Genomic DNA, 25,068 nt, shown 5'->3' with positions numbered 1-25,068 from the left:
ATTATCCCTCCTGAGAGACGTTGCTTTTATGCGCCCAGCGCTGTGCGGCAGGCGCATCCTGATCCTGATTGAGTGCGTTCAGCAGCTGATCTACTTCCGGGCGCACCGGCGCGCGGCGTAACCAGCCCATCACCACAAACAGCACCAGCGAGGACATCACCGGCGCAGCCACCACGGTGGCGGTGCTGACATCGGTAAAGACAAATTTCACGCAGAAGAAAGTGCCGACGCCGATCGCCCAACTCACCAGCGCGGCGGCGCTGCCGCTGCGACGAAATGCCGGCAGCAAACCCAGCAGCATGGGAATGGAGATCGGGCCGACTAAGCCGCCAAACCAGATGATCAGCAGCGACAGCACGCCGCCGAAGTGGCTGGCGTTCATGGCAATCACCAGCGTGGTGATAATGAAGATAAAAGCGGTGAGCCGCGCCACCAGCAGCGAGCTTTTACCGCGCTGAAAGTGTTTCGGCAGCATGCCGGGCAGGATATCGCGCGTCACCACCGCCGTAATGGCGTTGGCATCCGACGAGGTCATCGACAGCGTGTGAGTAAACATCGCCACCAGCACCAAACCCACTAAACCATTCGGCAGCAGCTCCATCGCCATCATCGAATAAGAGCGCGAGGGATCGCTAAGATTGGGAAACAGCAGCGGCGCAGCCCACATCGGCCAGAACAGAATCAGCGGCCAGATGAGATAGAGCGCGGCGGAGAGGCGCGCCGCTTTGCGTGCATCGCGGCCGGCGGGCGCGGCTATAAAGCGCTGCGCCAGATTCCAGGTGCCGCCGTTGTAGCTCAGCGTGTAGATGACGAAATAGGCGAGAATAAAGCCGATGCTGTACGGCTCCTGAATAATCTGGGTATGGGTTGGCGGCAAACGCTGCCAGATGGTGAACAGCTCAGCAAATCCGCCGAGATGCACCGCCACCGCGACCACCATCACAATCGCGGCCACAAATTGCACCACGAACTGGCCGAAGTCGTTGCAGGCATCCGCCCACAATCCGCCCATCACGGTGTAAAACAAACTCAGCGCGCCGGAAACGCAGATGCCAATCAGCGGATCAAGTCCGGTAAAGACGTTGATGATCACCGCAATTGCCGCCCACTTCGCGCCGACGTCAAAAGTTTTCAGCAGCACCCCGCTCCACGCCAGCACCATTTGCGTTGGCAAGTTGTAGCGCGTAGCGAGATATTCCATCGGCGATTCGATGTTCATATAGATGCGCAAGCGCGCCCAGCGCGGCGCAAACAGGCGTGAACCTATCAACACCGCAATCGCGATGGGAAACGCCCACCAAAAATAGATGGTGATGCCCATGTTGTAAGCCACCGCCGCATAGGCGACAAACACCGCCGCGCTGTATCCTGACATATGATGCGACACGCCCGACAGCCACCACGGCATTTTGCCGCCAGCCGCAAAGAAATCACGCGTGCTGCCCACCTTGCGCATCGCCCACAAGGTTATAGCCACAATCATCAGCGCATAAAGCGCCATCACAGCATAATCAAGCACATTCATAGCAGACTCCACAGGTAAAGGCTGCCCAACGAACGCTCTGGCTTCGCGGGGATTGAGCGGATGGAATAATTAGTCATCATTTAGGACTAAAGCATCCTGGCAGCGTTATCGGTGCGGTTTTGTGATGAGGATCCTGATATGAGTTTTTCCTCTGACGTGATAAGTAAAATTGAATATGTCTGCGCCGCAGCTTACAGCAATAAAAAAAGGGTTCACGCTAAACATGAACCCTTATTCCTTTTCACGCATGAGTGATTTAAAAACGGCGACGATTATCGCTAATTAAATCAGCTTTTCTTCAGGCACGAACTCATAAACGTTTTACGTGCATCGCCGGTGAGCTTTTTATCGCTCGCATCAGCATTACAGGTTTTCATCTTCATTTGTTGCGGCGTCATACTGCCTATTTTGCTGTCTTTTTTCAGACAGTCACTCATAAAGCTTTTACGCGCATCGCCTTTCAGATTTTGTGTACCGGCGCTCTGGTTACACTGGGTCATTTTTTCCTGCTGTGCGGTTTTCTCTGCCGCACTCGCTCCGCCTGCAATCAGCAAGCCTGCTGTCATTATTGCCAAAAGACACGATTTCATTACCGGATTCTCCGTAGCATTATTGCTCTCTAAGCATGGCACGGAATAAGCAAATACGAGAAATCGATAATGACAATTGCCTGCAAAAACAGGCGATAGCCATTATACGCGCGGATGATGCAGCAACTTCTCTACGTAATTACGCAGCATGGTGGTATCGGGCGTTTCAGCCGCGGGGGCGACGGGCGGCATGGCTAATTTAATAGCGGCCTCAATGTCGTGGAATTGATCAGGATCCAGTTTGCGCAACATCGCGGTTAACACGATTTCTAATGCCTCAACCTGAGCCACTAATTCTTTAGACTCTTCTTCTTTTTCAGCCAGCTTTAGAAGGAGTTCCGCAATCAGGTTTTTCATGCGACAAGCTCAATGAGAGAAGAAAAACAGACGTTAGCATTGCGCTGAATAAAACAACAAGGATTTTTAAGCCGTTTTAGAGAAAAAACAGCCAAACGGCAGAATAAAAAAACCGGCTAGATTTCAATAGTTAATAGCGAAACGTTTCACTGGACGTTCAAAGATTTATTGAAACGTTTCGCTCACCTATGCCCTGAATAATTCGAGGTGCAGGAAGGCGGCAAGTGCAATCATCCTCAGGAGCTTACTTCAGTAAGTGACTGAAGGTGAATGCACGCAGCCAACGCACCTGCAGCCTGAATTATGATGGGTATTAATGCGGCCCCATAAATCCTCGTCCCGGACCGCCACCATGGCCGCCGCCCCAACCGCCGCCACCCGGAGGTGGGAAAATACAACCGCTCAGCGCGGTGACCAATGCCACAACTGCGGCCATTTTAATCATACGGACCATAATTACCTCGAAATGGTGAAATCGGGCTGAGTGTATGAGGCCGCATCGGGCACGACAATACAGAATCCTCCGCAACCCGGCGCTATTCATCTCTGCTCACCACGCTTAACAATTTACTGGCACTAAAGCGGCAAAAGCATTGCACGGGTGGCATAGATTGCTGCCAACGCGCTGCGCAAAATCGTGGTTGATCGCTTTACAGCCGGTGCGATTTCACGCAATGTGAGCGCATTACAATAAATGAGATCTCATCATGAGCTTATCTGCTGTCTCCCTGAGTGAAATTCTGGCGCGCCGTGACTGGGAAAATCCGGTGATCACCAGCCTTAATCGACTAGATGCGCATCCGCCGTTTGCCAGCTGGCGCGACGAAATCAGCGCGCGCGATGACCGCCCTTCGCCTTCGCGCCAGCTATTGAACGGCCAATGGAGCTTCAGCTACTTCACGCAGCCGGAAGCGGTACCGCAAAGCTGGCTGCTGCAGGATTTGCCTGGCGCCGATGCGCTGCCGGTGCCCGCAAACTGGCAGCTGCACGGCTTTGACGCGCCAATTTATACCAACGTGCAGTATCCGATTCCGGTCACGCCACCTTTGGTGCCGCAACAGAATCCTACTGGATGCTACTCGCTCACATTCAAAGTGGATGCTAGCTGGCTACAACAGGGCCAGACGCGCATTATCTTCGACGGCGTAAATTCGGCCTTTTTCCTGTGGTGTAACGGCCAGTGGATCGGCTATTCGCAGGATAGCCGCCTGCCCGCCGAGTTTGATCTTACTCACGCCTTGCAGCCCGGCCAGAACCGCTTAGCCGTGATGGTTCTGCGCTGGTGCGATGGCAGCTATCTGGAAGATCAGGATATGTGGCGCATGAGCGGCATCTTCCGTGATGTCAGCTTGCTGCATAAGCCGGAGACGCAGTTGGCCGATGTGCAGATTGAAACCGCGCTGAGCCCGGAATACCTGCGCGGCGATCTGCGTGTCAGCGTCAAGATCCACGCCGGCGATCGTCAGCCCGCGCAGTGCCGATTGCGCGTCAGTTTGTGGCGCGGCGACAGCTGCATTGGTGAGCAGGAACAGGCACCCGGCAGTGCGATTATCGACGAGCGCGGTCATTATCCCGAACGCGCCCTGCTGATTTTGCCGGTCAACCAGCCGCAACTGTGGAGCGCCGAAACGCCGCATCTCTATCGCGCGGTGGTGACGCTGCTGGATGAAAACGGTGCCGTGCTCGAAGCCGAAGCTTACGACGTCGGTTTCCGCCGCGTCAGCATTGAACAGGGCCAATTGTGCCTCAACGGCAAGCCGCTGCTGATTCGTGGTGTGAACCGCCATGAACATCACCCGGAACACGGTCAGGTGGCGGATGAAGCCAGCATGCGCCGCGATATCGAGCTGATGAAGCGCCACAACTTCAACGCGGTACGCTGCGCGCACTATCCCAATCATCCGCTGTGGTATCGCCTGTGCGATCAATACGGTTTGTATGTGGTGGATGAGGCGAATATCGAAACGCACGGTATGCAGCCCATGAATCGCCTCTCCAGCGATCCGCGCTGGTTCGCCGCCTACAGCGAGCGCGTCACGCGCATGGTGCAGCGCGACCGCAATCATGCCTGCATTATTATCTGGTCGCTGGGCAACGAATCAGGTCACGGCAGCACGCACGATGCGCTCTATCACTGGGTGAAAAGCAGCGATCCGACGCGTCCGGTGCAGTACGAAGGCGGCGGCGCCAACACCGCCGCCACCGATATCGTCTGCCCGATGTACGCGCGCGTCGATCAGGATCAGCCTTTTCCGGCGGTGCCAAAGTGGTCGCTGAAAAAGTGGATTGGTTTGCCGGGCGAGACGCGGCCATTGATTCTGTGTGAATACGCCCACGCGATGGGCAACAGCTTTGGCGGTTTCGCGAAATACTGGCAAGCCTTCCGCCAGTTCCCGCGCTTGCAGGGCGGCTTCGTCTGGGATTGGGTCGATCAAAGCCTGACGCGCTACGACGACAACGGTGAAGCCTGGCAAGCCTACGGCGGAGATTTTGGCGATACGCCGAACGATCGCCAGTTCTGCATGAACGGGCTGGTTTTTGCCGACCGCTCACCGCATCCGGCGCTGTTTGAAGCCCAGCGCGCGCAGCAGTTCTTCCAGTTTCAGCGGGACGCTAACGAGCCGTATCGCTTTACCGTCAGCAGCGAATATCTGTTCCGCCGCAGCGATAACGAAGTGCTGCGCTGGTCAATCGAGCAGGATGGCGTTGCCATCGCCAGCGGTGAATTGCCGCTCGATCTCGCCGCTCAAGGCAGCCAGACCTTTACGCTGCCCGCCAGTGAAGATTTGCAGGGCAACGCGTGGCTGAATCTGGCGGTGCATCAAATCAACGCCACGCCGTGGTCCGAAGCGGATGCGCGCGTCGCCTGGGATCAGTGGCCGCTGCCCGCTGCGCTGCCGGTGCGCGTTGTGGAGATCGGTGCCACCGCGCCGGAACTGATCGCCAATCACGATTTGGTGGCGGTGGTTGTGCCGCAGCAGCGCTGGCACTTCTCGCGCCGCAGTGGCGAGCTGGTGCAATGGTTTGTTGATGATGAAGAAACGCTGATCACGCCGCTGCAGGAGTGCTTTATTCGTGCGCCGATTGATAACGATATCGGCACCAGCGAAGCTGCCAATGTTGATCCCAATGCGTGGGTCGAGCGCTGGAAACGTGCGGGCTACGATGAGTTGCAAGCGGTGCTGGTGGATATGCAGGTCGATAGCCTGAAACACAGCGTGCTGATTGAAACCTGGCATCAGTGGCTGGCCAACGGTCAGCTGGCTTTCACCAGCCACAAACGCTATCAAATTAATGCTAACGGTGAGTTGTCCATTAGCGTCAATGTGGAACAGGCGCCCGGTCTGCCGGCGCCGGCACGCATCGGGCTGCGCTGCCAACTGGCGAAGTCGCCGCAGCAGGTGAGCTGGCTCGGTTTGGGCCCGCACGAGAACTATCCGGATCGCCAACTGGCGGCGCAGTTCTCGCGCTGGCAGCTGCCGCTGGCAGCGCTCAGCACCGCGTATGTGTTCCCCGGTGAAAATGGTTTGCGCTGCGGCACGCGTCAGTTACAGAGCAATGGCTTGCAGGTGAGCGGCGACTTCGCCTTTTCGCTCAGTCGCTTCAGCCTTGAACAGCTGCGTGCCACCTCGCATCGCCACTTATTGCAGCAAGAGGATGGGTGCTGGCTGCACCTCGATGGCTTCCACATGGGCGTCGGCGGTGATGATTCATGGAGCCCAAGCGTTAGCCCGGAGTTTTTGCTTTCTCAGCAGCGCTGGCACTACGCGCTGACGTTGCGTCAGTAAGTTTTTCTGCGGTTTCACGCTGGCTCAAAGGTGGAGTCAGCGTGGTTTTCGGCCGACGATAGAAGCGGCGCAGGAAGATCACGTTAACCATCACCACCATCGCCGTGGCGAAGAACACCCAGCGATAGCCGGTTGCCGCCGATACCGCCGCGCCCAGCAGCGGACCCGCCACGTTACCCAAGTACATAAACGATTGGTTGTAGCCGAAAATGCGCCCGGTGACGTTATCGCGTGAATGCCGCACCAGCAGCGTTTGCACCGCCGGCATCATGGCACCATCGGCAAACCCCAACAGGAAACGCAACACGCCCAACTGCGTCGCGCTGGTGACGAACGACATCGCCACCAGCAGCAATAATGAAACCATCATAGTGGCGAGCAGAATGCGTTGCGTGCCAATACGATCGCCGAGTTTACCCAGCCGTGGCGCGGAGATCAGCGCCGATACGCCCGGCAGCGCGGCGATCACCCCGCTGAGAAACGCAATGTTCTGCGCATTCGGAGCCAGCTCGCGCACGAACAGCGTCAGGATGGGGTTCACCGAGCCGTTGCACATCTGAATCACCATGGTGGTGAAGAACAGGCAGATCATTAAGCGCGGATTATCGAGGGTGCGAAACACGTCGCGCCCGCTCAGCTTGTCCTGCTTGCTAACCGGCGTATAACCGGTCTCTTTTATCAGAAATAAGGTGACGAGAAAGCTCACCATCAGCAGCACGGCGGTGACGATAAACACCATGCGTAAACCGAGCCAGTCCGCAAGCAAACCGCCAATCATCGGCCCGAGAATGACGCCGCTGATTTGCCCGGTGGAAACACAGCTTAGCGCCCAGCCGCTGCGTTCGCGCGGTACCTGCGCCGCCACCAGCGCCATCGCATTGGGAATGTAGCCGGACGTAAGGCCCATCAGCGCGCGCAACAGCAACAGCTGCCACGCCTGAGTGACAAACGCCTGCAGCAGAATCACCGCGCCCATGCCGAAAGAGGCGCGCAGCAGCATTAGCTTGCGCCCTTTACGGTCAGCAAGGCTGCCCCACAAGGGCGCGACGGCGGCAGAAACAATGAAGGTGACGCTGAAGGTGAGTCCAGACCAGACGCTGAGCGCGTTACCGCCACGAATCCCGAGTTCTTCCACATACAGCGGCAGGAAGGGAATGATCTGACTGATAGCAAGGCCGGTAAAAAAGCAGCCAAACCAAACAGATATCAGATTAACTTTCCAGGACTCGATGGAGCGTAACATGGGCGTGGGCATCAGCAGAATGAAACGAAGGTTCAGTCTAACAATCTCATAACATTACCGGACGGCAAAACATGGCATGGGCGAAAAAACGCAGTTTTACACTGTCGAGCGTGATTCTGCTCACAGCAAATCATGTCTGAAGGCCGTTTTTTAGTGTCTTTATGTGCTGAAACCCTGCCTGCCGCAAGATAAGCGCATCGCAATGGCAGGCAAACGTGAAAAAATATGTCTACACGTTACTGACAATATTCCACACCGCATCTATGTTTAAAAAACCACCAGTTATCACTGGCGACGCGCTGTCTGTTCTGGGCAGTCCGCATGATTAAACCCAATTTCCCCATGCTGCCATTATCCGGCGGTGGGCATCGTTGTCTCTGCGGAGGTCAGCTATGAGAACCCAGCCAAACAGCGCCAGTCGGGCGATTACCGACTACTTCAATAGCCCAGCCTGGCATGCACCGCATGAGAGCGACATGTTAGCGGCGATCATGCGCGAACTGATGGATGACGGACAGCCTGCCACCAGCAAAGCGATTATTGCGCGCGTGATTGATAAGCTGGAATTTGAAGGGGATGAACAGCAGCTGCAGAGCTACCGCAACTTACTGGCAAAACTGCTGGAATCGGGGCCGCAGAAATAGCGGCCCACGCCACTATTTTATCGCACGCAGATGGTCGGCTTCGCTGACAAATGCCTTGCCGCTTTGACGCTGGTACAGGCAGAGTTCGCGTCCGACCTGATTTTTCATGTGCTTTTGCGGATAGCGACCTTCCAGCAGCAGCGCATCAAAGCCCACGCTGTCATCATACTGAATCGGCTTACCCACCACTTTTGCTGTCTTCAGGCCGCTGGCCTTGAGACAGCTTTGCTGCATATTTTTGTCGTTCTGCTGCCATGCGGCTTCGCTCGACGCCTGCGCCAGCGGACTCAACAACAGCGTTAACAGCAGCAATTTTCCACGCGTTCTCATCATCACTCCTCCATCAGCCTTGCAGGCCGAAAGATAAAAAAATTCCCGCCGCAGCGGGAAGAAATAAGACGAACATTGCATATTCGAGAGTGACGAGGAAATCTCCGTAGTGCGCAGTTATCCTCGCCCGGCGCTGTGACAGCCAGATGACAATGCAATGTCGTTTTTTTGTTATCCGCAGTACACCCGGGAAATTTTACCGCTTTGATCCGCCGCGAAATTTATCCGACGCAGATTGAAATCCATCGTTACCGCTGAATTCCACGGAATAGCACGCACGGGCACCGCGAAGCGTTTGTTGTCGAGCGTCGATAATGGCTGACCAACGTAGTTTTGGTATTGCGATGCGCCGCACTGATCGGTTTCCGGATCGTGGCTGGCAGCCGCGCTGGCGTCAGGTTTGCTGGCTGACTGGCAAGCGGTCAGGGCAAAAAAGGCCGTTACCAGTAGCGCTTTTCCATAATGGGTCACAAGTTTCTCCTCCTGGATAAATAGACAACCGGTTTTTGAGAGTAGCAAAGCGTGACCGTGAAACGGAAATTTTTACAGCAGATTGGTCGCACTAATCAGCTCAAAAGGGCGATCTTCCTCTCAAAAGTTAGGATTAATCGCACGCACTGTCTAAAAATCAATCCGCCAGCCACTACAATTAACTAAGAATTTTCTTAGCGAGGAGGCAATGATGGAACTGGTGATTTTTGTTGGCTTCGCCGCTCTGATGACGTTTGTTGCGATCAGAGTGCGTTAAAAAGCCGCGCACATTTCGTAGCGGCGCGATTTATCACGCAATGCATTGCGCCGCTACAATGTGTGCAAAATCAATTGACGGTTTCCTCTTCCTGTAACCGCGCATTAAAGGCGGCCAGCGACATGGGTCGGCCAAGGACATATCCCTGCCCTTCTTCACACGACAGCGCTTTCAGCGCCTTTAGCTGTGCTTCGGTTTCAATCCCTTCTGCGGTAATGGTCAGCGCAAACGCGCGAGCCAGACCGACAATCCCCGCCACCACCGATTGCGCCTGCTGCGATTCCGGGAACTCCTTCATCCATGAACGATCGATCTTCAAACCGTTGAACGGGAAAGTTTTCAGATAGCCCAACGCCGCATAGCCAGTACCAAAATCATCCACCGTCAGCCGCACGCCGAGCGCGCGCAGGCCTTGCATGATCTCCAATGCGCGATCCGGATTCTCAAAAGTGACGTTTTCGGTGATCTCCAGCTCCAGCCGTGTGGCCGGTAATCCACTCACCTCCAGCGCATGCGCCACGCGCTGCACCAGATCGTTATTACGAAACTCCACCGGCGAAATATTCACGGAAACATAGCGCTGTTCGCCCCAGTCGCGGGCGTCCACGCATGCGCGCATCAGCACCCAATCGCTGATCGCAGCGATCAGGCCGTTCTCTTCCGCTAACGGAATAAAGCGATCGGGTGTGATCCATTGGTCGTCGGCTATCTGCCAGCGAATCAGCGCTTCAGCGCCAGCCATCTGCCCGCTTTGCAGCTGATAGCGCGGCTGGTAATGCAGCGTGAAGGCGTGATTGTGCAGCGCGCCTTCAATCGCCTGCACCATGTCGCGTTTTGACTGCAGATGGTTCGCCATATCGGTGGAGTACCAAACCCACCGATCGCGTCCGGCACTGCGCGCCTGAGCCAGCGCAATATCGGCCAGGCGTAACAGCGCTTCCGGCTGAGCCGCATCCTGCGGTGCTGATACGATGCCCATGCTGGCGGTGAGGCTGATTTGATGCGATCCGCTGATGATCGGTTGATGCACCATGCGCTGCAGCGCACGACAGCGATATTCCACACCCGCCCGCGTGCTTTCGCGCAGCAGCAAAATAAAGGCATCGCCGCCGAGCCGGGCCGCCAGTTCATTCGGCGCCAGCAAGCTTTTCAGCCGTGTCGAGATCTCATTCAGAACGTCATCACCGACCGCGTGGCCCCACGTGTCGTTGATCGGTTTGAACTGATCGAGATCGAAACTGATGACAAATAGCGGATCATCCGCGCTGACGCACTCCAGATACGCGGTTAAATACTCCTGCAGCTGCATGCGGTTCGCGAGGCCGGTCAGCATGTCATGACGTGACAGAAACTGAATGCGCGCTTCGGCGTCCACTTCATGAGTGATATCCGACACCGTGCCGCGAAAACCCGAGCGCAAGCCATTACGCCGAATGGCTTTCGCCATTAACTGCCCAATGCGGCGCTCGCCGTTGGCCGACATAAACTGGCAGCGCAGCGGCACAGGTTTCACCTCTTCGCCTTGACGCATCAGCCAGGAGACCAGCGAATGGCTGGGATGGCTCAGCAGTTGATCGAGCGGACGTCCAATCCAGCTTTTCACTTCATGGCCGGTCACCGCAGCAAAGCGCGACGAGAGATAACAGAGGCGGCCCTGTGCGTCGACTTCCCAAATCCAGTCCGACGCGGCTTCCGCCAGATCGCGAAAACGCTCTTCGCTGTTGGCCAACTCACGCTGACTGATCGCCAGCATTTCAAAGCGACGATCGGAGATTACCGCGTTGTGCAGTGCATGCCGCAGCACGCGACGCGTCACCAGCGCCACCGCCAGCGCGGTGAACAGCAGCAGCGGCATCATCAGCCACATCACGCCGAAGCCGGGATTTTTCGGCTGCCAGCGCAGCACCAGGGGTTCGCCCTGCAGCACCGGCTCCACCAGCCGTGGCTCAAACAGCGCATCGTTTAGATCGCTGGCGATGCGCGGCTCAATCACATTCAGGGATGTGCCCAGCGTTTGCAGTTTTTGTGGCGTGAAAATGTTAACGAACACCATGACCGAAGCGGGGCCGGGCATCGTCGGCAAATCCTGTCCTTTGCCCGGCGTAATCGGTGCGGCCACGACGATCGCCGGGTTACTCTCCACCAGCGCATTGCCTGCAACGGCGTCATGCCGTGAGCGCGCCTCGCTTAGCAGTACGTTGCTTTGTGCGCCTAACAAGCTCTCAATCGAAGCATCTGATAATTCACCGTTAATCACCGCATAGCGGGTTTTCCCATTGCCATCGACCACGAACACGCCGTCGTAGTGATACTCCTTGTAAAGCCCCGGACCAAAGTTCTCTTCGTCCCACGCCCAAACCTTATTGACCGTCAGATGCAGGTTTTTCCAGCCTTCGCCCCAGTTAGCATAATCGCGCGCATCGACGAGCATCTGTTGCTGCTGTTGCTGCCACGCCTGACGCATCAGATTGGCATCCTGCTGGATTGAGTCGGTGTTTTGTCGATGGGCGATAACCAGCACCATCACCACAGAGAGAAGTAGCACGCCAAACAGCAGCGAGGATAAGGTGCGCAGACTGCGCCGCGTCAGCCTTACCGTGTGTGCTTCCATATTGGTCCTGGCGGCCAGTGCCGTGTGCCGGTGAAACTCAGAATTCATGCGCATTGCTCGTAGAATACAGGCAGCAAAAAAAGGCGGATGACAACGCAGACTGCGCACATCTCCACCCTGTAGGGTTTGATCGGTTATCGGCCCCGAGCGCCGCAGATTTAGTCTTGTTGGTGGAATATTTGAGCAGCGCAAATGTGCAGCACGCCACCTCGACAGGGATGATCGGCGTTGCTACTATGCGCTCTCCTCTGCTCGCTGAGTCGCCTATGGACACCCAATCCGACAAAGTTACGTTAACGCTGTTCTACGTGGGTAGCTTTGTGGTCTATTACCTTGTGACCATGCTGGTTACGCTGTTTCCCAATTACGGGATGCTGCGTACCAACGGCTTGCTGATGCCGGTGCTTTGCCTGGTGGAGTTTGCGGTGATCTATCCGCTGTACCGTTTTTACTGTCAGCGTCGCAGCGACATTCCGCTGGGCTTTGTGCGTCCAATGCAGGCGCTGCTGTTTATAGGTTTGCTGTTTGCTTTGATGGTGGCGCAGACGCAGTTTCTGCAACCCGAAGGCTGGCTGATTGCGCAATCGCAGCAGGGACGCAGCTCGATGTTGATTCTGCTGCTCACCGCCGTGCTGCTGGCGCCGGTGTTTGAAGAAGTGCTGTTCCGGGGATTTTTACTGCAAGGTTTTCTGTTGTGGGCGCCGAGAAGCCGTTTGGCCTGCATGCTGCTCACCTCCCTGCTGTTCGCCGCGATGCATACCCAATATGTGCACTGGGAAACGCTGGTTGCCTTAACGCTGTTTTCCATGCTGCTGTGCTACGCGCGCCTGCGCAGCAACAGCCTGGCGCTACCGATTTTCCTGCACACGCTGAACAATTTAATCGCTATCCTGCCCGCCTGGTATTTCGCCTGACCAAAGCAAAACAGCCATCCTGAGATGGCTATGTATGATGCTTACACCTGTGTCAAACCGCCATCCACACAGATTTCTGCGCCCGCGATGTAACTGCTTTCGTCACTGGCGAGGAACAGCGCGACGTTGGCCACCTCTTCGGGCTTGCCCATTCTGCTGAGCGGAATAGTGCTGGTGATGCCGTTGCGCACCTCTTCAGAAGCCGCCCGCATCATATCGGTATCGATCGGGCCAGGCGCCACCACGTTAATGCGGATGCCGCGCGCAGAGAGCTCACGCGTCCAGGTACGGGCAAAGGATCGCAGCGCGGCTTTACTGGCGCTGTAAACGCCGTAACCTTCGGTGCCAATCACATCGGCAATCGAACCAATCAATACCACGCTGGCGCCGGGCTTCAGCAGCGGCAACGCGGCCTGCAGAGCAAACACCGGCGAGCGCACATTGAGGCCGAAGATGTGATCAAAATGCTCAGCGCTAATCTCATCAATGGTGGCGTACTCCGCCATCCCAGCGTTGATCACCAACACATCCAGCTGGCCGGATTCACGCGTGATCGTTTCAATAATGCGCGTCAATTCACTCTGCTGGCTCACATCGGCACGCAGCGGATGCGCGTTGCCGCTGATGCTGCTGCTGGCGGTCTGTAACTCCTCGTCACGGCGCGAGGTAAACCAGGTGGTAGCGCCCTCACTGGCAAAACGCTGGCTGATTGCCAGACCAATTCCTTTTGCGCCGCCCAGTACCACTGCCACTTTGTTATCCAGTCTGCTCATCTGCTCTCTCCTGTTTGGGTAGAAAGCTGATGGTATATATTTTATACTTAATAACAATTACGCACTTCATTTATACCAGATATCGCGGAGTATATCGCCATGGCAGAGATCGACGGTAACAGCTTGAGAGATGTAGGAAAAACCCGGCCGGTACTGGAGCACATCACCAATAAATGGTCGATTTTAATTCTCACCGTGCTTTGTACTAAGCCGTCGCGTTTTAACGAGATTCGTCGTCGGCTGGATGGCATCACTCACAAAGCGTTGGCGGATGCGTTAAAGCGGCTGGAGCGTAATGGGCTTGTGAATCGCGAAGTGCTGAACACCGCGCCGATCGGTGTGGAATACAGCCTGACGCCGCTGGCACAGACGCTGCAACAACCGTTTGTCGCGTTGTATGACTGGGCGCTGGAGCACGGTCCATCACTGGAACGCGCGCAGGAAGAGTACGACCGCACCCACACGGATGAGATCGCCTAGGGCCGCCATTCATTCATGGCGACCGCTGGCACAAAAATTACTCTTTTTCCGCTTCGAAATGATTTTTGAACTGTTCGTAGATAGAAATCATGTTGGAAGCATCACCGTGCAGCGGGCTCAGTTTTCCCGCGCGCACCAGTTCAATCACCAGTTGCAAGGCGGCTTGTTTTGGGCTGCTGGCTGGTTGGGCAATTTCGTTCGACATGTTAACTCACTCATCGTTTTTATCAGGGCCGCATAGTTTAGCCCAGATTGAGCTACGGTTGCGCACTGCGATGCGTATAATCTTGCGAGCCGGACAAGAAAGCCGCTCAGGGTGATAATTGACTCTCAACGCGTTTAGCTATACTGGATCAAAAAAGGGAACGACCAGCCACACATTCCGTACCAGCGAGAAGGTGTTAAAGGAGTCTGATTATGCTGATTGGTTTTGTTTTATTAGTGAGCGCGTGTGGGCATGATGCCTGTGATGCCTTACCGGTTTCGGAGCGTATCTATCCGACCAAAGTGGCCTGTGAGCAGATGGCCGATCGCATCCATAAAGTGCGGCCAAATGTGGTCTTACTTTGTGGCGAAGTGCACCGTTAATTCGGTGCCAGCTTGATTAAAGTTGCGCAAATAGTAGCCAAACGGCATTGCAAGAATGGGTTGTAGCGTTCAAAATATAAGCTGCTTTTCACTATCATCGTTGTGAATCCAATGAAAACATCTCGCCCCCGTCGTCCAAACGGACGCTGGGTTTATTACATTTTGTATGATGGCATTCTCTGGCCCTGCCCCGTACGTTGGGAATGGGAAAGCGGCTTCGGCGGCTGGCTGCCATTCTATTTCTCGCCCACGTTTGAGTTCGTGGCGGGCGATCCACGCAAGGCGTATCGCATTGCGCGCAGCAGTGCGCGTAACGTACGCCAGACAGACGGTGAGTACGCCTGATTGATTAGCCAATCTGCCATGGGAACCATGACGCCGTGAGCAGGTAGTGCAGTAACTCCAGCACCAAAATCACCATCACCAACACGCCAAGCTTGTGGCTGCTGATCCACTCTTTCATCCCCATATCATCGCCGCCCAGCGAATCAGCATCAACGCCCCGCAGATGCACAACAGCACCACGATCATTTTCCAGTGTTTGGTTGCAGCCAGTTTTTTTGCCACGCATCCTCCAGACGACAGAAAGCAACGATGCGCCCTAAGGCGCACCGTTGATTCTAACGCTGGTCACCCATTTGGGCGATTATTTATTCAGCGTGTAGTCGAGCGTGATTTCAGCATTCAGTACCTGAGAAACCGGGCAGCCCGCTTTGGCTTTCTGGATAATCTCATCAAACTTCGCGTCATCAATGCCCGGTAAGACGATGGCGCTGGTCAGCGCGATTTTGGTGATGGCAAAACCGTCGCCCTTTTTATCCAGCGACACATCCGCGGTGGTATCAATGCTTGTTGGCGGATGCCCTTCATTGCCCAACATCAATGACAACGCCATTGAGAAACAAGCGGCGTGTGCAGCACCAATCAGCTCTTCCGGGTTGGTGCCCTTCTGGCCTTCAAAACGGGTATTGAAACCGTACGGTTGATTGCTCAACACGCCGCTTTCGGTACTTACCGTACCTTTGCCTTTAATATCGCCTTCCCAATGGGCCGATCCTTTCTTATGAATGGTCATGTCATTCCTCCTGTTGTGTTCGACAGCTATTGAGTATAGACAACATGACTCATTCTGCTGGATTAGCTCACCGCGCGTGGACGCGCCGGACTCAAGCCCGCCTCGCTCAACAGCGCGTTAGCCTGCACTAGCGAAGCCTGCGTAATCTCTTTGATCGATTTCGCGCCGGTCAGCGTCATCGCCACTTTCATCTCTTTCTCAATCAGGTTGAGCAGATTTTCAACGCCGCGCTGACCGTGCGTTGCCAGCGCATAGACAAATGCGCGTCCCAGCAGCACGCTGTCGGCTCCGAGGGCGATCATCCGCACCACATCCAACCCGCTGCGAATCCCGCTGTCGGCGAGAAGGGTAATATCGCCTTTCACCGCATCGGCAATTGCCGGCAACGCGCGCGCCGACGACAGCACGCCGTCCAGCTGACGCCCGCCGTGATTCGACACCACAATGCCATCGGCACCAAATCGCACCGCATCGCGCGCATCTTCCGCGTCGAGAATGCCTTTAATCACCATCGGGCCATCCCAGAATTCACGAATCCACTCCAGATCTTTCCAGGAAATCGACGGATCGAAATTGTTCGCCAGCCAGCCGATGTAATCTTCCAGCCCGGTCGGTTTACCAAGATAAGTGGAGATGTTGCCGAGATCGTGCGGACGGCCATGTAAACCGACATCCCACGCCCATTGCGGATGGGTTGCCGCCTGCCAGTAACGACGCAGCGGCGCATTGGGGCCGCTCATGCCGGAGTGCGCATCACGGTAACGTGCGCCCGGCGTCGGCATATCGACAGTGAACACCAGCGTGGTACAGCCGGCGGCTTTGGCGCGCTCCAGCGCGTTGCGCATAAAGCCGCGATCGCGCAGCACATAGAGCTGGAACCACATCGGACGATTAATGGCCGGCGCCACTTCTTCAATGGGGCAAACCGACACGGTTGAGAGCGTAAACGGAATGCCTTTCAGCGCCGCCGCGCGCGCCGCCTGCACTTCACCGCGTCGCGCATACATGCCACACAAGCCGACCGGCGCCAGCGCCACCGGCATCGACAGGGTTTCGTTGAACAGCTTCGTTTCGAGGCTCAACGCCGACATGTTTTTCAGCACGCGCTGGCGCAGCGCCACGTCGGAGAGATCGGCGACATTGCGCTTCAGCGTGTGCTCGGCGTAAGCGCCGCCATCCAGATAGTGAAACAAGAACGGTGGCAAGATGCGTTGCGCCGCGGCGCGATAGTCACTGGCAGCAGAAATGATCATCCGTTATTTTCCTTGTGCTGAGGTTGGTGGCCCGGCAGACGCGTAATGCGCGTCTGGCGCGCCTCATCTTCATGCAGGGTTTTCATAGTGGTGTGAACAAAGTCGAGATGATCCATCGCCGCCTGGCGCGCCGTTTCCGCGTCACCGGCCATCACCGCATCAAACATCGCCTGATGCTGTTCGTTAAGACGATTAAAAATCACCGGATGGGTATACATGCGCTGACGGCTATGCAGCACCGAGGATTGCAGCAGATCGAAAAAGCCGCGCATGGTCTGCAGCAGCACTACGTTGTGCGAGGCTTCGGCGATAGCGAGATGAAAACGCAGATCGGCCTGCGCCGCGAGATCGGCATCGTCGCTCTGCTTAATCTTCAGCAGCGCATCAAAGGCGTAAGCCAGTCGCTCTTTATCGGCTTCGGTGGCGCGCAACGCCGCGTGCCATGCGGTGCTGGCCTCTATTGCGTGACGCGCTTCAAGGATGTCGTAGCGATAATCGGGATCTTCAGCCAGCAGCTGGCGAATCGGCTCTACGATGCGCTGTTCCGACCACGGTTGCTGCGGCTGACGCAGCCAGGTGCCGCCACCGCGTTTACTGATCAACACGCCGCTGCTGATCAGTTGCTGAATCGCCTCGCGCAGTGACGATCGCGACGAACCGAACTCGGCCGCCAGCGCGCGTTCGGACGGCAGCCGCATACCCGGCTCCAGCTGATGCTCGGTAATCCAGGCGCAGAGCCGCGCCCGCAGCGTATTTTCGGTCATCGCATTATCCTGAGAAAGGCTCCCCCACGATGCTGCATTGGTAGGACCAAAATGCAGCAGGGCGGGCTTGATGGAGGAGAATGGTTAATGCTTTGTTATTTCGATGCAACGAAACAGGTGAGATTTTTCATGTTATGTGACGACGCGGCCACATTTGAATATTTTGGTAGGACCAATTACGCCGCAGTCCGGCCAAAGGCCCGACCATAACTGCGCGGATGAAAGCGCAGGTTCAGCAAAATCAGCCCGACCGTCACCGCCGCCTGCATCAGCCAGACGCTGGAAAAACTGTGGGTTAATGCCTGCAGCTGACCGGCGATAAACGGCATGCAGCCGGCGATGATAAAGCCCGCGCCCTGCATAAACGCCACCAGCCGTGCACCGGCCTGCGGATGCGGCAGGTGATCAAGCGCCAGCACCATCGCCAGCGGGAACGCCGCGCCCAGTCCAAATCCGGCAATCGCCGCCCACAGCCACGGCGCGAACAGCGGAGCAAACAGAAAGCCGCTCATGCCGATCAGCTGACAAACCAGGCTGATAATCAGCTGCGGACGGCGATCCGCCTTACGCGCCAGCAACGGCATCAACAGCGCACCTGCAACCTGACACAGAATCATTGCGCCGAGCAGCGATCCGCCGGCCTGCGCCGACCAGCCAAGATGATGATAGGCATCCGGCAGCCAGGCAACGCAGGTGGCGTAACCACCGTTCACCAGTCCAAAACTGATTGCCAGCGTCCAGGCGCGCGGCGTGCGCCACAGCGGCGGCAGCGCAACGTTTTCCGTACTGGCGGCGGTTGGCACCCGCACATATAACCACAATCCAATCGCCAGCAGCACCGGCAGCGCCCAGCCGCTCAGAGCCAGCGGCTCGCCCAAATGATCGCTGAGCCACGGCGATAACGCCGCCCCCAAACCGCCGCCGCCCATCAGCGCACCGGCCCACAATCCGGTGACCGGCGCGCTGCGCTGCGCAAAGCGCTGACGAATCAGGCCCGGCATCGCCATCTGTACCACGCCCACGCCAAGGCCGCCAAACAGCGCGCTGACCACCAGCCAACTGCCGTCGTGGATCACGCCACGCGCCGCCAGCGCCAGCAGCAGCAGCATCAATCCGGCCAGCAGCAAGCGTTGCAGCGGCAGGCGCTGCATCAGCGAAGCGCTCAGTAGCGCGACCGCGCCCATCATCACCATCGGTACCGCAGGCAGCAGCGAAGCCGCCAGTGAAGAGAGGCCCATCGTTTGCCGAAGCTGGCCGAGTAATGGACTAAGAGAAGTGAGTAACGGTCGCATATTCAGCCCAGCCACTACCAAAGCGGCGAGCGTTAATCCGTTGAAATGTCGATTCATACACAATCCAGCTGCAAAGAGGTTGTCAGCATCGCAGCAGTCGTTACTATTTGGAAATGAAATAACACCATAATGACCAGTGGAAAAATGAATCGTCAGCCGATGTTCACCCCGCAGCAACTGCTGAGTTTTGTCGCGGTGTGCGAAACCGCCAGCTTCACTCGCGCCGCCGATCGCGTGCATCTGTCGCAATCCACCGTCAGCCAGCAGGTGCGTCGGCTGGAAGAGATGATCGGTAAACCGCTGCTACAGCGCACATCGCATCAGGTGGCGCTCACCGAAGAGGGCGAGAAGCTGCTGGGCTATGCGCGCCGCATCATCGCGCTAAACGGCGAAGCGCACGACGTGCTGAGCGATAAATGGCGCGACGGCGTGCTGCGCCTTGGCGTGCCTGAAGATTTCGCCGCGCCGACCGCCGGATTGCTGGCGGAGTTCAGTCGCGAACATCCGCAACTGCGCCTTGATGTGATGAGCGGCATGTATGTCGATTTGCATCGCGCCTGGCAGCGTGAGGAGCTGGATATCATGCTGATCAAACAGCCGGGCGGTGAACGTCCGCTGGCTGCGCGCCCCGAGCCGCTGCTGTGGCTTGACAGCGCCGCACATCCCTGCTTTGAGCAAACGCCGGTACCGCTGGTGGTGTTCCCGCAGCTCGGTTTATATCGCGAGGAGATGGCGCAGACGCTGGATAGCCTCGGCCGCAGCTGGCGCATCAGCTACAGCAGCGCCAGTTTGGTGGCGCTCGCCAGCGCCAGCGCCGCCGGATTGGGCTTAACGCTGCTGCCCGCCAGCTGCCGCTTGCCTGAGCATCGCGTATTAGGGGAAGCCGATGGTTTACCCACCATCAACCATTTTGAACTGGCGCTATTTTGCCGTGCGCCGCAGGACGAACTGCAGCAGGCGCTGGCCGCCGCGCTGGTGACCTTTTGTCAGCTGCAGTGGCAGTGATTTTTCCACTGCTAACCAGTGGCAAATATCGCAGCGCGCTACGTAGAGTTTTGCCAGATTAAGCGTTTCTCATTTGATGGAACCTCTGATGCAACTGACCTCTCCCACCCGTCGTGAATTTCTTAGTCTGACCGCCGCCGGAAGCCTGCTGGCCGCCGGCATCAGCTACGCTGCGCCCGCTTCACCGCTGCTCGCCAGCAGCACACAGCCGCACACGCCGCCACCGCGCGTTGCGCACTACCAGCTGCTCAATGTCCGCCTCGAAGAGGGCTTTGAGCGCGACGGTAAAGAGGTGATCGCCACACGCACCGCGCTGTACGACATCACTATCAAAGACGGCACTTTCGCGGCGATTGATGCCGCAGGCAAAGCGCGCAACACCAATCTGCCTCAGTGGGATGCCAACGGCGCCCTGCTGCTGCCGCGCACCCGCGATATGCATATCCATCTCGACAAAACCTTTTACGGTGGTCCGTGGGAAGCGCCGCGTCCGCGTCAGGGCAAAACCATCATGGATATGATTGCGCGCGAACAGGTGCTGATCCCGCAACTGCTGCCAACGTCGCAGGCGCGTGCCGAAGCGATCATTGGTTTGCTGCACAGCAAAGGCACCACCGAAGCGCGCAGCCACTGCAATATCGATCCGGTTAGCGGCCTGAAAAGCCTTGAGCATCTCAAGCTGGCGCTAGCGAATCATGCGGAATTCCCGTGTGAAATCGTTGCCTTCCCGCAGCACGGTTTGCTGCACTCGAAGGTTGATGGCTTGATGCGCGAAGCGATGCAGATGGGCGTGCAGTTTGTCGGCGGGCTCGATCCGACCAACGTGGATGGCGCGATGCAGGCGTCGCTGGATGCGATGTTCCAGATCGCCCTCGATTTCCAGCGCAGCGTGGATATCCATCTGCACGAAACCTCGCCATCCGGCGTGGCGGCCATTCAATACATGATCGACACCATCGCGAAAAACCCGCAGCTGAAGGGTAAAGTGACGCTGAGCCACGGTTTTGCGCTCGGCACGCTGGAAGGCAAAGCGCTGGATCAGATGATTGCGGGCATGGCCGAGCAGCAGATGAGCGTGGCGTCGACCATTCCGATTGGCAAACTGACCATGCCGCTGCCGCAGCTGCAGGCGGCGGGCATCACGGTGATGACCGGCACGGACAGCGTGATCGATCACTGGTCACCGTTTGGCACCGGCAGCATGCTGGAGAAAGCCAATTTGTACGCGCAGCTGTATCGCGGTTCCGATGAGTTCGGTTTGAGCCGCGCGCTGCATATCGCCACCGGCGGGATCTTGCCGCTGTCGAATCAGGGCGAACGTCAGTGGCCGAAGGTCGACGATGAAGCCAGCATGATGCTGGTCGAGGCCAGCTGCTCCGCCGAAGCCGTCGCCCGCATCTCCCCGGTCCGCGCCACCTTCCACCGCGGATTGCCAGTGTTCAGTGCGTAAGCCGAAAATCGCACATTCCCGTAGCGGCGCGTGGCTGAAGGCACCCAACAAAAAAGCCTCCGCAAGGAGGCTTTACGTACGACATAAACAGGCGGCATGCGCACACCCGGTGAGTGCTGGATTTTACGAAAGCATCTGAATCGCCAGCGCATACAGCCGCTGGTTTTCATCGTCGCTGACAGGCTCTTCTTCCGCGTAACAGGCAATCATAGAGCTGACTTTATCCGAAGATAAGGTTTCTCCATGCAGATGCAGCGTTAACACGGCGCGGCCGACGATTTTCAGAATGTCTTCGTTTTGTCCCTGGACATAATGACTCAATGAAATGACCTCTGAAATATTATGGGTATTTACTGATTAGCCAAACGGCGGGGTAAATATAAAGCAAATCGGCTATTCGTTTTAATCAGAATTTTACCTAAGCGAAGCCATTCATTAGCACAATACTTATAAGTAAGCATTAACAAACCCTGATAATGGTTGTTTAATAACGCTAATTCTCCTTTTTCGTTGAATATGTCGAGGTTTAGCGCCTTCATTGCAGAATAAAATCAACCACAAAAGCATTAGAACTTCACAACAGTATGCGTATAAAAACGAGACAAGCCTGTTATAACACTAACGGTTTTCAGGCAGGCAGCAGAAGCGCTTTTGCCATTGCCGATCACGCCCCTTTCTGCCAGACTGACCGCCGCCATCCTACCCGCAATTAGAGACTTTCCCGTGACTGCTTTTTCTACCCTGACGCAACTGCCCGCCAGCCAACTCGATAACCTGCGCGAGATGGGTTTCGACGCCATGACGCCGATTCAGGCCGCTTCCCTGCCCGCGATTCTGGAAGGGCGCGACGTGCGTGCGCAGGCGAAAACCGGCAGTGGCAAAACCGCCGCCTTTGGCGTGGGTTTGCTGAACCGCATCGATAACAGCCAGTTCCACACCCAAGCGCTGATTCTGTGCCCGACGCGTGAGCTGGCCGATCAGGTCAGCAACGTGCTGCGTCAGCTGGCGCGTTTTACCCGCAACATCAAAATTCTGACGCTGTGCGGCGGCCAGCCGATGAGCGCGCAGCGTGATTCCTTAGTGCATGCGCCACATATCGTGGTCGGCACGCCGGGCCGTTTGCTTGATCACCTGAAGCGCGACAACCTTGATCTCAGCCAGCTGCAAACGCTGGTGCTGGATGAAGCCGATCGCATGCTGGAGATGGGCTTCCGCGACGATATGGAAGCGATCATCGGCTTTACGCCGGAAACGCGCCAGACGCTGCTGTTTTCTGCCACCTGGCCGGATACCATCGCCAGTCTCAGCCAGCGTTTTCAGCGCGATGCGCTGGCAGTCGCCACCGAAGATAAAACCGAGTTACCGACCATCGAGCAGCAGTTTATTGAAGCCAGCGCCAAAGAGCGCCACAGCCTGCTCGGCGCGCTGCTCAGCCAGCAACAACCGGCCTCCTGCGTGGTGTTCTGTAACACCAAGCGCGAGTGTGACGACGTTGCTGCCGCGCTGAACGAGCGTGATATCAGTGCGTTAGCGCTGCATGGCGATCTGGAGCAGCGCGATCGTGAGCGCGTGCTGATTCGCTTCGCCAACGGCAGCATCCGCGTATTGATCGCCACCGACGTCGCTGCACGCGGTCTGGATATTAAATCGCTGGCGCTGGTGGTGAATTTCCAGCTGGCGTGGGATCCGGAAGTGCACATTCATCGCATCGGCCGTACCGGTCGCGCCGGTGAGAAAGGGTTGGCGGTAAGCTTTGTTGCCCCCGACGAAATGGTGCGCGCCAATGCGCTGGAAGAGTATCTGCAGCAGAAGCTCAATTGGGTCTCCTCCAGCTCGCTGAAAGGCACCAGCGCCAAATCGCTGCCGGCGACCAAAATGACGCTGTGCATTGATGGCGGCCGCAAAGCCAAAATCCGTCCGGGCGATATTCTCGGCGCGCTGACCGGTGAAGCCGGATTCAGCGGCGACCAGATCGGCAAGATCGATATGACCGCCACCCACGCCTATGTTGCCATCGACGCCGCTCAGGCGAAGAAAGCGCTGATCAAGCTGAAAGAGGGCAAGATTAAAGGCAAAAGCGTGCGCGCCATTCTGCTGAAGTAAAGGGTACCCGCGTGAGGGCGATCGCTCTCACGCTAAAATTTCCGTTATCTCCCCCTTCATTTTTTTTCTCTTCTGCCGATAAGTTAATCATGGCGATATTGCCCTGCCCTTTACTCAGCCCAGATCTGCTCCGAGGCCATGATGGATAATTTTCAGAAAGAGATCGATGAACGCGCCAACCTTGCGCTTTCCAATAAATTCGAACTGCTGTTGTTCCGACTGGGTTCCGATCAGCTGAAAGGCAAATCTGAGCTGTACGGCATCAACGTATTTAAACTGCGTGAAATCGTGCCGATGCCTACCATCACCCGCGCCGCTGGCATGCAATCGCCGCTGCTTGGCATGGCAAGTATTCGCGGCCAGTTTATTCCGGTTATCGATCTGCCCGCCGTCACCGGCTGCAAACCAGAAACCGGCCTTAACCTGCTGCTGGTGACCGAATATGCGCGCAGCACTCAGGCGTTTGCGGTGGAATCGGTGGAGAACATTGTGCGTCTCGACTGGAGCCAGGTGCACACGGCGGAAGCGGGCATCGGTAGCCGCAACATCACCAGCATCGCCTGTCTGGATACCGACGGCCAAAGCAATAATCTGGCGATGGTGCTGGACGTTGAGCAGATTCTGTATGACATCATTCCTTCAGTGCGCGGCGTTGAGCCAAGCGCAGAGACCGCCAAAGACTTCAATCTGAAGCCTGGCCAAGTGGCAATTGTGGCGGAAGATTCCAAAGTGGCGCGTCAGCTGCTGGAGCAAGGCCTGAAAAGCATGGGCATCCCGGCGATTATGCACAACACCGGTCTGGAAGCCTGGATCAAAATTAACGAGATGCAGAAAGAAGCGGCTGCAAACGGTGAGTCGATCCACGACAAGATCGCGCTGGTGCTGACCGATCTCGAAATGCCGGAGATGGATGGCTTTACCTTAACGCGCAACATCAAACGCGATAACAACCTGCGCCAGATTCCGGTGGTGATCCACTCTTCACTCTCCGGCAGCGCCAACGAAGATCACGTGCGTAAAGTCGGTGCCGATGGTTACGTGGCGAAGTTCGAAATCAACGAGCTGTCGAATGTGATCCACGGCGTGCTGAAAAAGCCGCGTTAATGATCGTAACTCCACCGTTCATAGCGTAATGCTTGTCAGTTAAGACCTGAAAACCCTTAATTACCGAGAGCACACAGTGTAGCGGCGCAATTCATTGCGCGATAAATCGCGCCGCTACGGAATGTGCGGTGATTTGATAAGGTGCTTAACTGATCGGCATTACGCCATTCCTGGCGACCCTTCAACCAGGATCCTCCCGCCTCACTTTCCCATCCAGTCAAAAATCAAGGTTAACGTCATTAACCAAACCGTGACGCATCTCTAAAAAATTAAAGTTAAAACATTAACAACCGATAACTGATAGCGCTTGCGCTGGTGCTGCCATACCAGATCTGTCACGCTGCGTAACCATTTTTACCTTAGAAAACATCAACCTGATGCGGGCACCTTGCCTGCTTTTCCGTCTTGAAAACATCAATTTTTGGCATTAC

The 25,068-nt window shown here is 56.5% G+C and carries 26 protein-coding genes; 10 read left to right on the top strand and 16 right to left on the bottom strand.

The window, feature by feature from the left end; translation table 11 throughout:
• Nucleotide 1: 1 nt before the first annotated feature.
• The 4 genes from PO881_RS04460 to PO881_RS04445 form a co-directional block, all read right to left on the bottom strand.
• Nucleotides 2-1,525, bottom strand: coding sequence for a sodium:solute symporter family protein (locus PO881_RS04460; protein ID WP_101762478.1), 1,524 nt, complete (start codon nt 1,523-1,525; stop codon nt 2-4).
• A gap of 287 nt (nt 1,526-1,812) precedes the next feature.
• Nucleotides 1,813-2,115 (bottom strand): PsiF family protein, encoded by a 303-nt coding sequence (locus tag PO881_RS04455; protein ID WP_101762479.1) that lies wholly within the window; start codon nt 2,113-2,115, stop codon nt 1,813-1,815.
• A gap of 102 nt (nt 2,116-2,217) precedes the next feature.
• A complete protein-coding gene (gene iraP, locus PO881_RS04450; protein WP_277974578.1) occupies nt 2,218-2,472 on the bottom strand; it encodes an anti-adapter protein IraP in 255 nt (84 codons plus the stop codon).
• A gap of 313 nt (nt 2,473-2,785) precedes the next feature.
• On the bottom strand, nt 2,786-2,926 hold the full coding sequence (locus tag PO881_RS04445; protein WP_167391187.1) for a hypothetical protein: 141 nt from the start codon (nt 2,924-2,926) through the stop codon (nt 2,786-2,788).
• Nucleotides 2,927-3,179: 253 nt separating this feature from the next.
• Here PO881_RS04445 and PO881_RS04440 point away from each other — a divergent pair, with 253 nt between their 5' ends.
• Nucleotides 3,180-6,260, top strand: a complete 3,081-nt coding sequence (locus PO881_RS04440; RefSeq protein ID WP_280172512.1) for a beta-galactosidase — start codon at nt 3,180-3,182, stop codon at nt 6,258-6,260.
• On the opposite strand, the gene PO881_RS04435 is transcribed toward PO881_RS04440, so the two are convergent.
• Nucleotides 6,199-7,503: a multidrug efflux MFS transporter gene (locus PO881_RS04435; RefSeq protein ID WP_280172511.1), complete on the bottom strand. Its 1,305-nt coding sequence runs from the start codon at nt 7,501-7,503 to the stop codon at nt 6,199-6,201. The genes PO881_RS04440 and PO881_RS04435 overlap by 62 nt on opposite strands.
• 392 nt (nt 7,504-7,895) lie before the next feature.
• Here PO881_RS04435 and PO881_RS04430 point away from each other — a divergent pair, with 392 nt between their 5' ends.
• On the top strand, nt 7,896-8,147 hold the full coding sequence (locus PO881_RS04430; RefSeq protein WP_101762483.1) for a biofilm development regulator YmgB/AriR family protein: 252 nt from the start codon (nt 7,896-7,898) through the stop codon (nt 8,145-8,147).
• A 12-nt stretch (nt 8,148-8,159) separates the two neighbouring features.
• On the opposite strand, the gene PO881_RS04425 is transcribed toward PO881_RS04430, so the two are convergent.
• From PO881_RS04425 to PO881_RS04415, 3 genes are all read right to left on the bottom strand, one after another.
• Nucleotides 8,160-8,477 carry a hypothetical protein gene (locus tag PO881_RS04425; RefSeq protein ID WP_280172874.1) on the bottom strand — a complete coding sequence of 106 codons (318 nt, stop codon included), beginning with the start codon at nt 8,475-8,477 and terminating at the stop codon, nt 8,160-8,162.
• 171 nt (nt 8,478-8,648) lie between these two features.
• A complete protein-coding gene (locus PO881_RS04420) occupies nt 8,649-8,948 on the bottom strand; it encodes an I78 family peptidase inhibitor (protein WP_101762485.1) in 300 nt (99 codons plus the stop codon).
• Between the two features lie 347 nt (nt 8,949-9,295).
• Nucleotides 9,296-11,884 carry an EAL domain-containing protein gene (locus tag PO881_RS04415; protein ID WP_280172510.1) on the bottom strand — a complete coding sequence of 863 codons (2,589 nt, stop codon included), beginning with the start codon at nt 11,882-11,884 and terminating at the stop codon, nt 9,296-9,298.
• Between the two features lie 218 nt (nt 11,885-12,102).
• Here PO881_RS04415 and PO881_RS04410 point away from each other — a divergent pair, with 218 nt between their 5' ends.
• Nucleotides 12,103-12,750 (top strand): CPBP family intramembrane glutamic endopeptidase, encoded by a 648-nt coding sequence (locus PO881_RS04410; RefSeq protein ID WP_110867779.1) that lies wholly within the window; start codon nt 12,103-12,105, stop codon nt 12,748-12,750.
• A 41-nt stretch (nt 12,751-12,791) separates the two neighbouring features.
• Here PO881_RS04410 and PO881_RS04405 read toward each other — a convergent pair whose 3' ends face one another.
• Nucleotides 12,792-13,523, bottom strand: a complete 732-nt coding sequence (locus PO881_RS04405) for an SDR family oxidoreductase (RefSeq protein WP_137385239.1) — start codon at nt 13,521-13,523, stop codon at nt 12,792-12,794.
• Nucleotides 13,524-13,622: 99 nt separating this feature from the next.
• On the opposite strand from PO881_RS04405, the gene PO881_RS04400 reads away from it, so the two are divergent.
• On the top strand, nt 13,623-14,003 hold the full coding sequence (locus PO881_RS04400; protein ID WP_192415363.1) for a helix-turn-helix domain-containing protein: 381 nt from the start codon (nt 13,623-13,625) through the stop codon (nt 14,001-14,003).
• A gap of 37 nt (nt 14,004-14,040) precedes the next feature.
• Here PO881_RS04400 and PO881_RS04395 read toward each other — a convergent pair whose 3' ends face one another.
• Nucleotides 14,041-14,208 (bottom strand): hypothetical protein, encoded by a 168-nt coding sequence (locus PO881_RS04395; protein WP_167391189.1) that lies wholly within the window; start codon nt 14,206-14,208, stop codon nt 14,041-14,043.
• 212 nt (nt 14,209-14,420) lie between these two features.
• Here PO881_RS04395 and PO881_RS04390 point away from each other — a divergent pair, with 212 nt between their 5' ends.
• Complete coding sequence (locus PO881_RS04390) at nt 14,421-14,591, top strand: hypothetical protein (RefSeq protein WP_007887091.1); 171 nt, start codon at nt 14,421-14,423, stop codon at nt 14,589-14,591.
• A 111-nt stretch (nt 14,592-14,702) separates the two neighbouring features.
• On the top strand, nt 14,703-14,936 hold the full coding sequence (locus PO881_RS04385; RefSeq protein ID WP_110867781.1) for a hypothetical protein: 234 nt from the start codon (nt 14,703-14,705) through the stop codon (nt 14,934-14,936).
• 114 nt (nt 14,937-15,050) lie between these two features.
• Here PO881_RS04385 and yniD read toward each other — a convergent pair whose 3' ends face one another.
• The 5 genes from yniD to PO881_RS04360 all read right to left on the bottom strand — a co-directional run bounded on the left by yniD (nt 15,051) and on the right by PO881_RS04360 (nt 19,032).
• A complete protein-coding gene (gene yniD, locus PO881_RS04380; RefSeq protein WP_021507251.1) occupies nt 15,051-15,158 on the bottom strand; it encodes a small membrane protein YniD in 108 nt (35 codons plus the stop codon).
• 79 nt (nt 15,159-15,237) lie between these two features.
• Nucleotides 15,238-15,666 (bottom strand): OsmC family protein, encoded by a 429-nt coding sequence (locus PO881_RS04375; RefSeq protein ID WP_101762490.1) that lies wholly within the window; start codon nt 15,664-15,666, stop codon nt 15,238-15,240.
• Nucleotides 15,667-15,728: 62 nt separating this feature from the next.
• Nucleotides 15,729-16,919 (bottom strand): FMN-dependent L-lactate dehydrogenase LldD, encoded by a 1,191-nt coding sequence (gene lldD / locus PO881_RS04370; protein ID WP_101762491.1) that lies wholly within the window; start codon nt 16,917-16,919, stop codon nt 15,729-15,731.
• The gene (lldR, locus tag PO881_RS04365) at nt 16,916-17,683 is read right to left on the bottom strand and encodes a transcriptional regulator LldR (RefSeq protein ID WP_280172509.1); all 768 of its coding nucleotides are present in this window, start codon (nt 17,681-17,683) and stop codon (nt 16,916-16,918) included. The genes lldD and lldR overlap by 4 nt, the downstream gene beginning before the upstream one ends.
• 176 nt (nt 17,684-17,859) lie before the next feature.
• Nucleotides 17,860-19,032 carry a cyanate transporter gene (locus tag PO881_RS04360; RefSeq protein WP_280172508.1) on the bottom strand — a complete coding sequence of 391 codons (1,173 nt, stop codon included), beginning with the start codon at nt 19,030-19,032 and terminating at the stop codon, nt 17,860-17,862.
• Between the two features lie 87 nt (nt 19,033-19,119).
• Here PO881_RS04360 and PO881_RS04355 point away from each other — a divergent pair, with 87 nt between their 5' ends.
• Both PO881_RS04355 and PO881_RS04350 read left to right on the top strand, forming a co-directional pair.
• Nucleotides 19,120-19,980 (top strand): LysR family transcriptional regulator, encoded by an 861-nt coding sequence (locus PO881_RS04355; RefSeq protein WP_192236741.1) that lies wholly within the window; start codon nt 19,120-19,122, stop codon nt 19,978-19,980.
• A gap of 88 nt (nt 19,981-20,068) precedes the next feature.
• On the top strand, nt 20,069-21,430 hold the full coding sequence (locus PO881_RS04350) for an amidohydrolase family protein (protein ID WP_280172507.1): 1,362 nt from the start codon (nt 20,069-20,071) through the stop codon (nt 21,428-21,430).
• A gap of 123 nt (nt 21,431-21,553) precedes the next feature.
• Here the strand turns inward: PO881_RS04350 and PO881_RS04345 are convergent, their stop codons facing one another.
• Nucleotides 21,554-21,751, bottom strand: coding sequence for a hypothetical protein (locus PO881_RS04345; RefSeq protein WP_039333073.1), 198 nt, complete (start codon nt 21,749-21,751; stop codon nt 21,554-21,556).
• A 402-nt stretch (nt 21,752-22,153) separates the two neighbouring features.
• Between PO881_RS04345 and dbpA the strand changes: the two genes are divergently transcribed.
• Both dbpA and PO881_RS04335 read left to right on the top strand, forming a co-directional pair.
• Nucleotides 22,154-23,533: an ATP-dependent RNA helicase DbpA gene (gene dbpA / locus PO881_RS04340; protein WP_101762496.1), complete on the top strand. Its 1,380-nt coding sequence runs from the start codon at nt 22,154-22,156 to the stop codon at nt 23,531-23,533.
• Nucleotides 23,534-23,674: 141 nt separating this feature from the next.
• Nucleotides 23,675-24,637, top strand: a complete 963-nt coding sequence (locus PO881_RS04335; RefSeq protein ID WP_008105989.1) for a chemotaxis protein — start codon at nt 23,675-23,677, stop codon at nt 24,635-24,637.
• Nucleotides 24,638-25,068 lie beyond the last annotated feature (431 nt).

The sequence above is a fragment of the Pantoea sp. SS70 genome, from assembly GCF_029866845.1.
GTDB lineage: Bacteria > Pseudomonadota > Gammaproteobacteria > Enterobacterales > Enterobacteriaceae > Pantoea > Pantoea leporis.
Note: the sequence above shows the minus strand (reverse complement) of the source record. Positions and strands in the feature narration are given on the sequence as shown.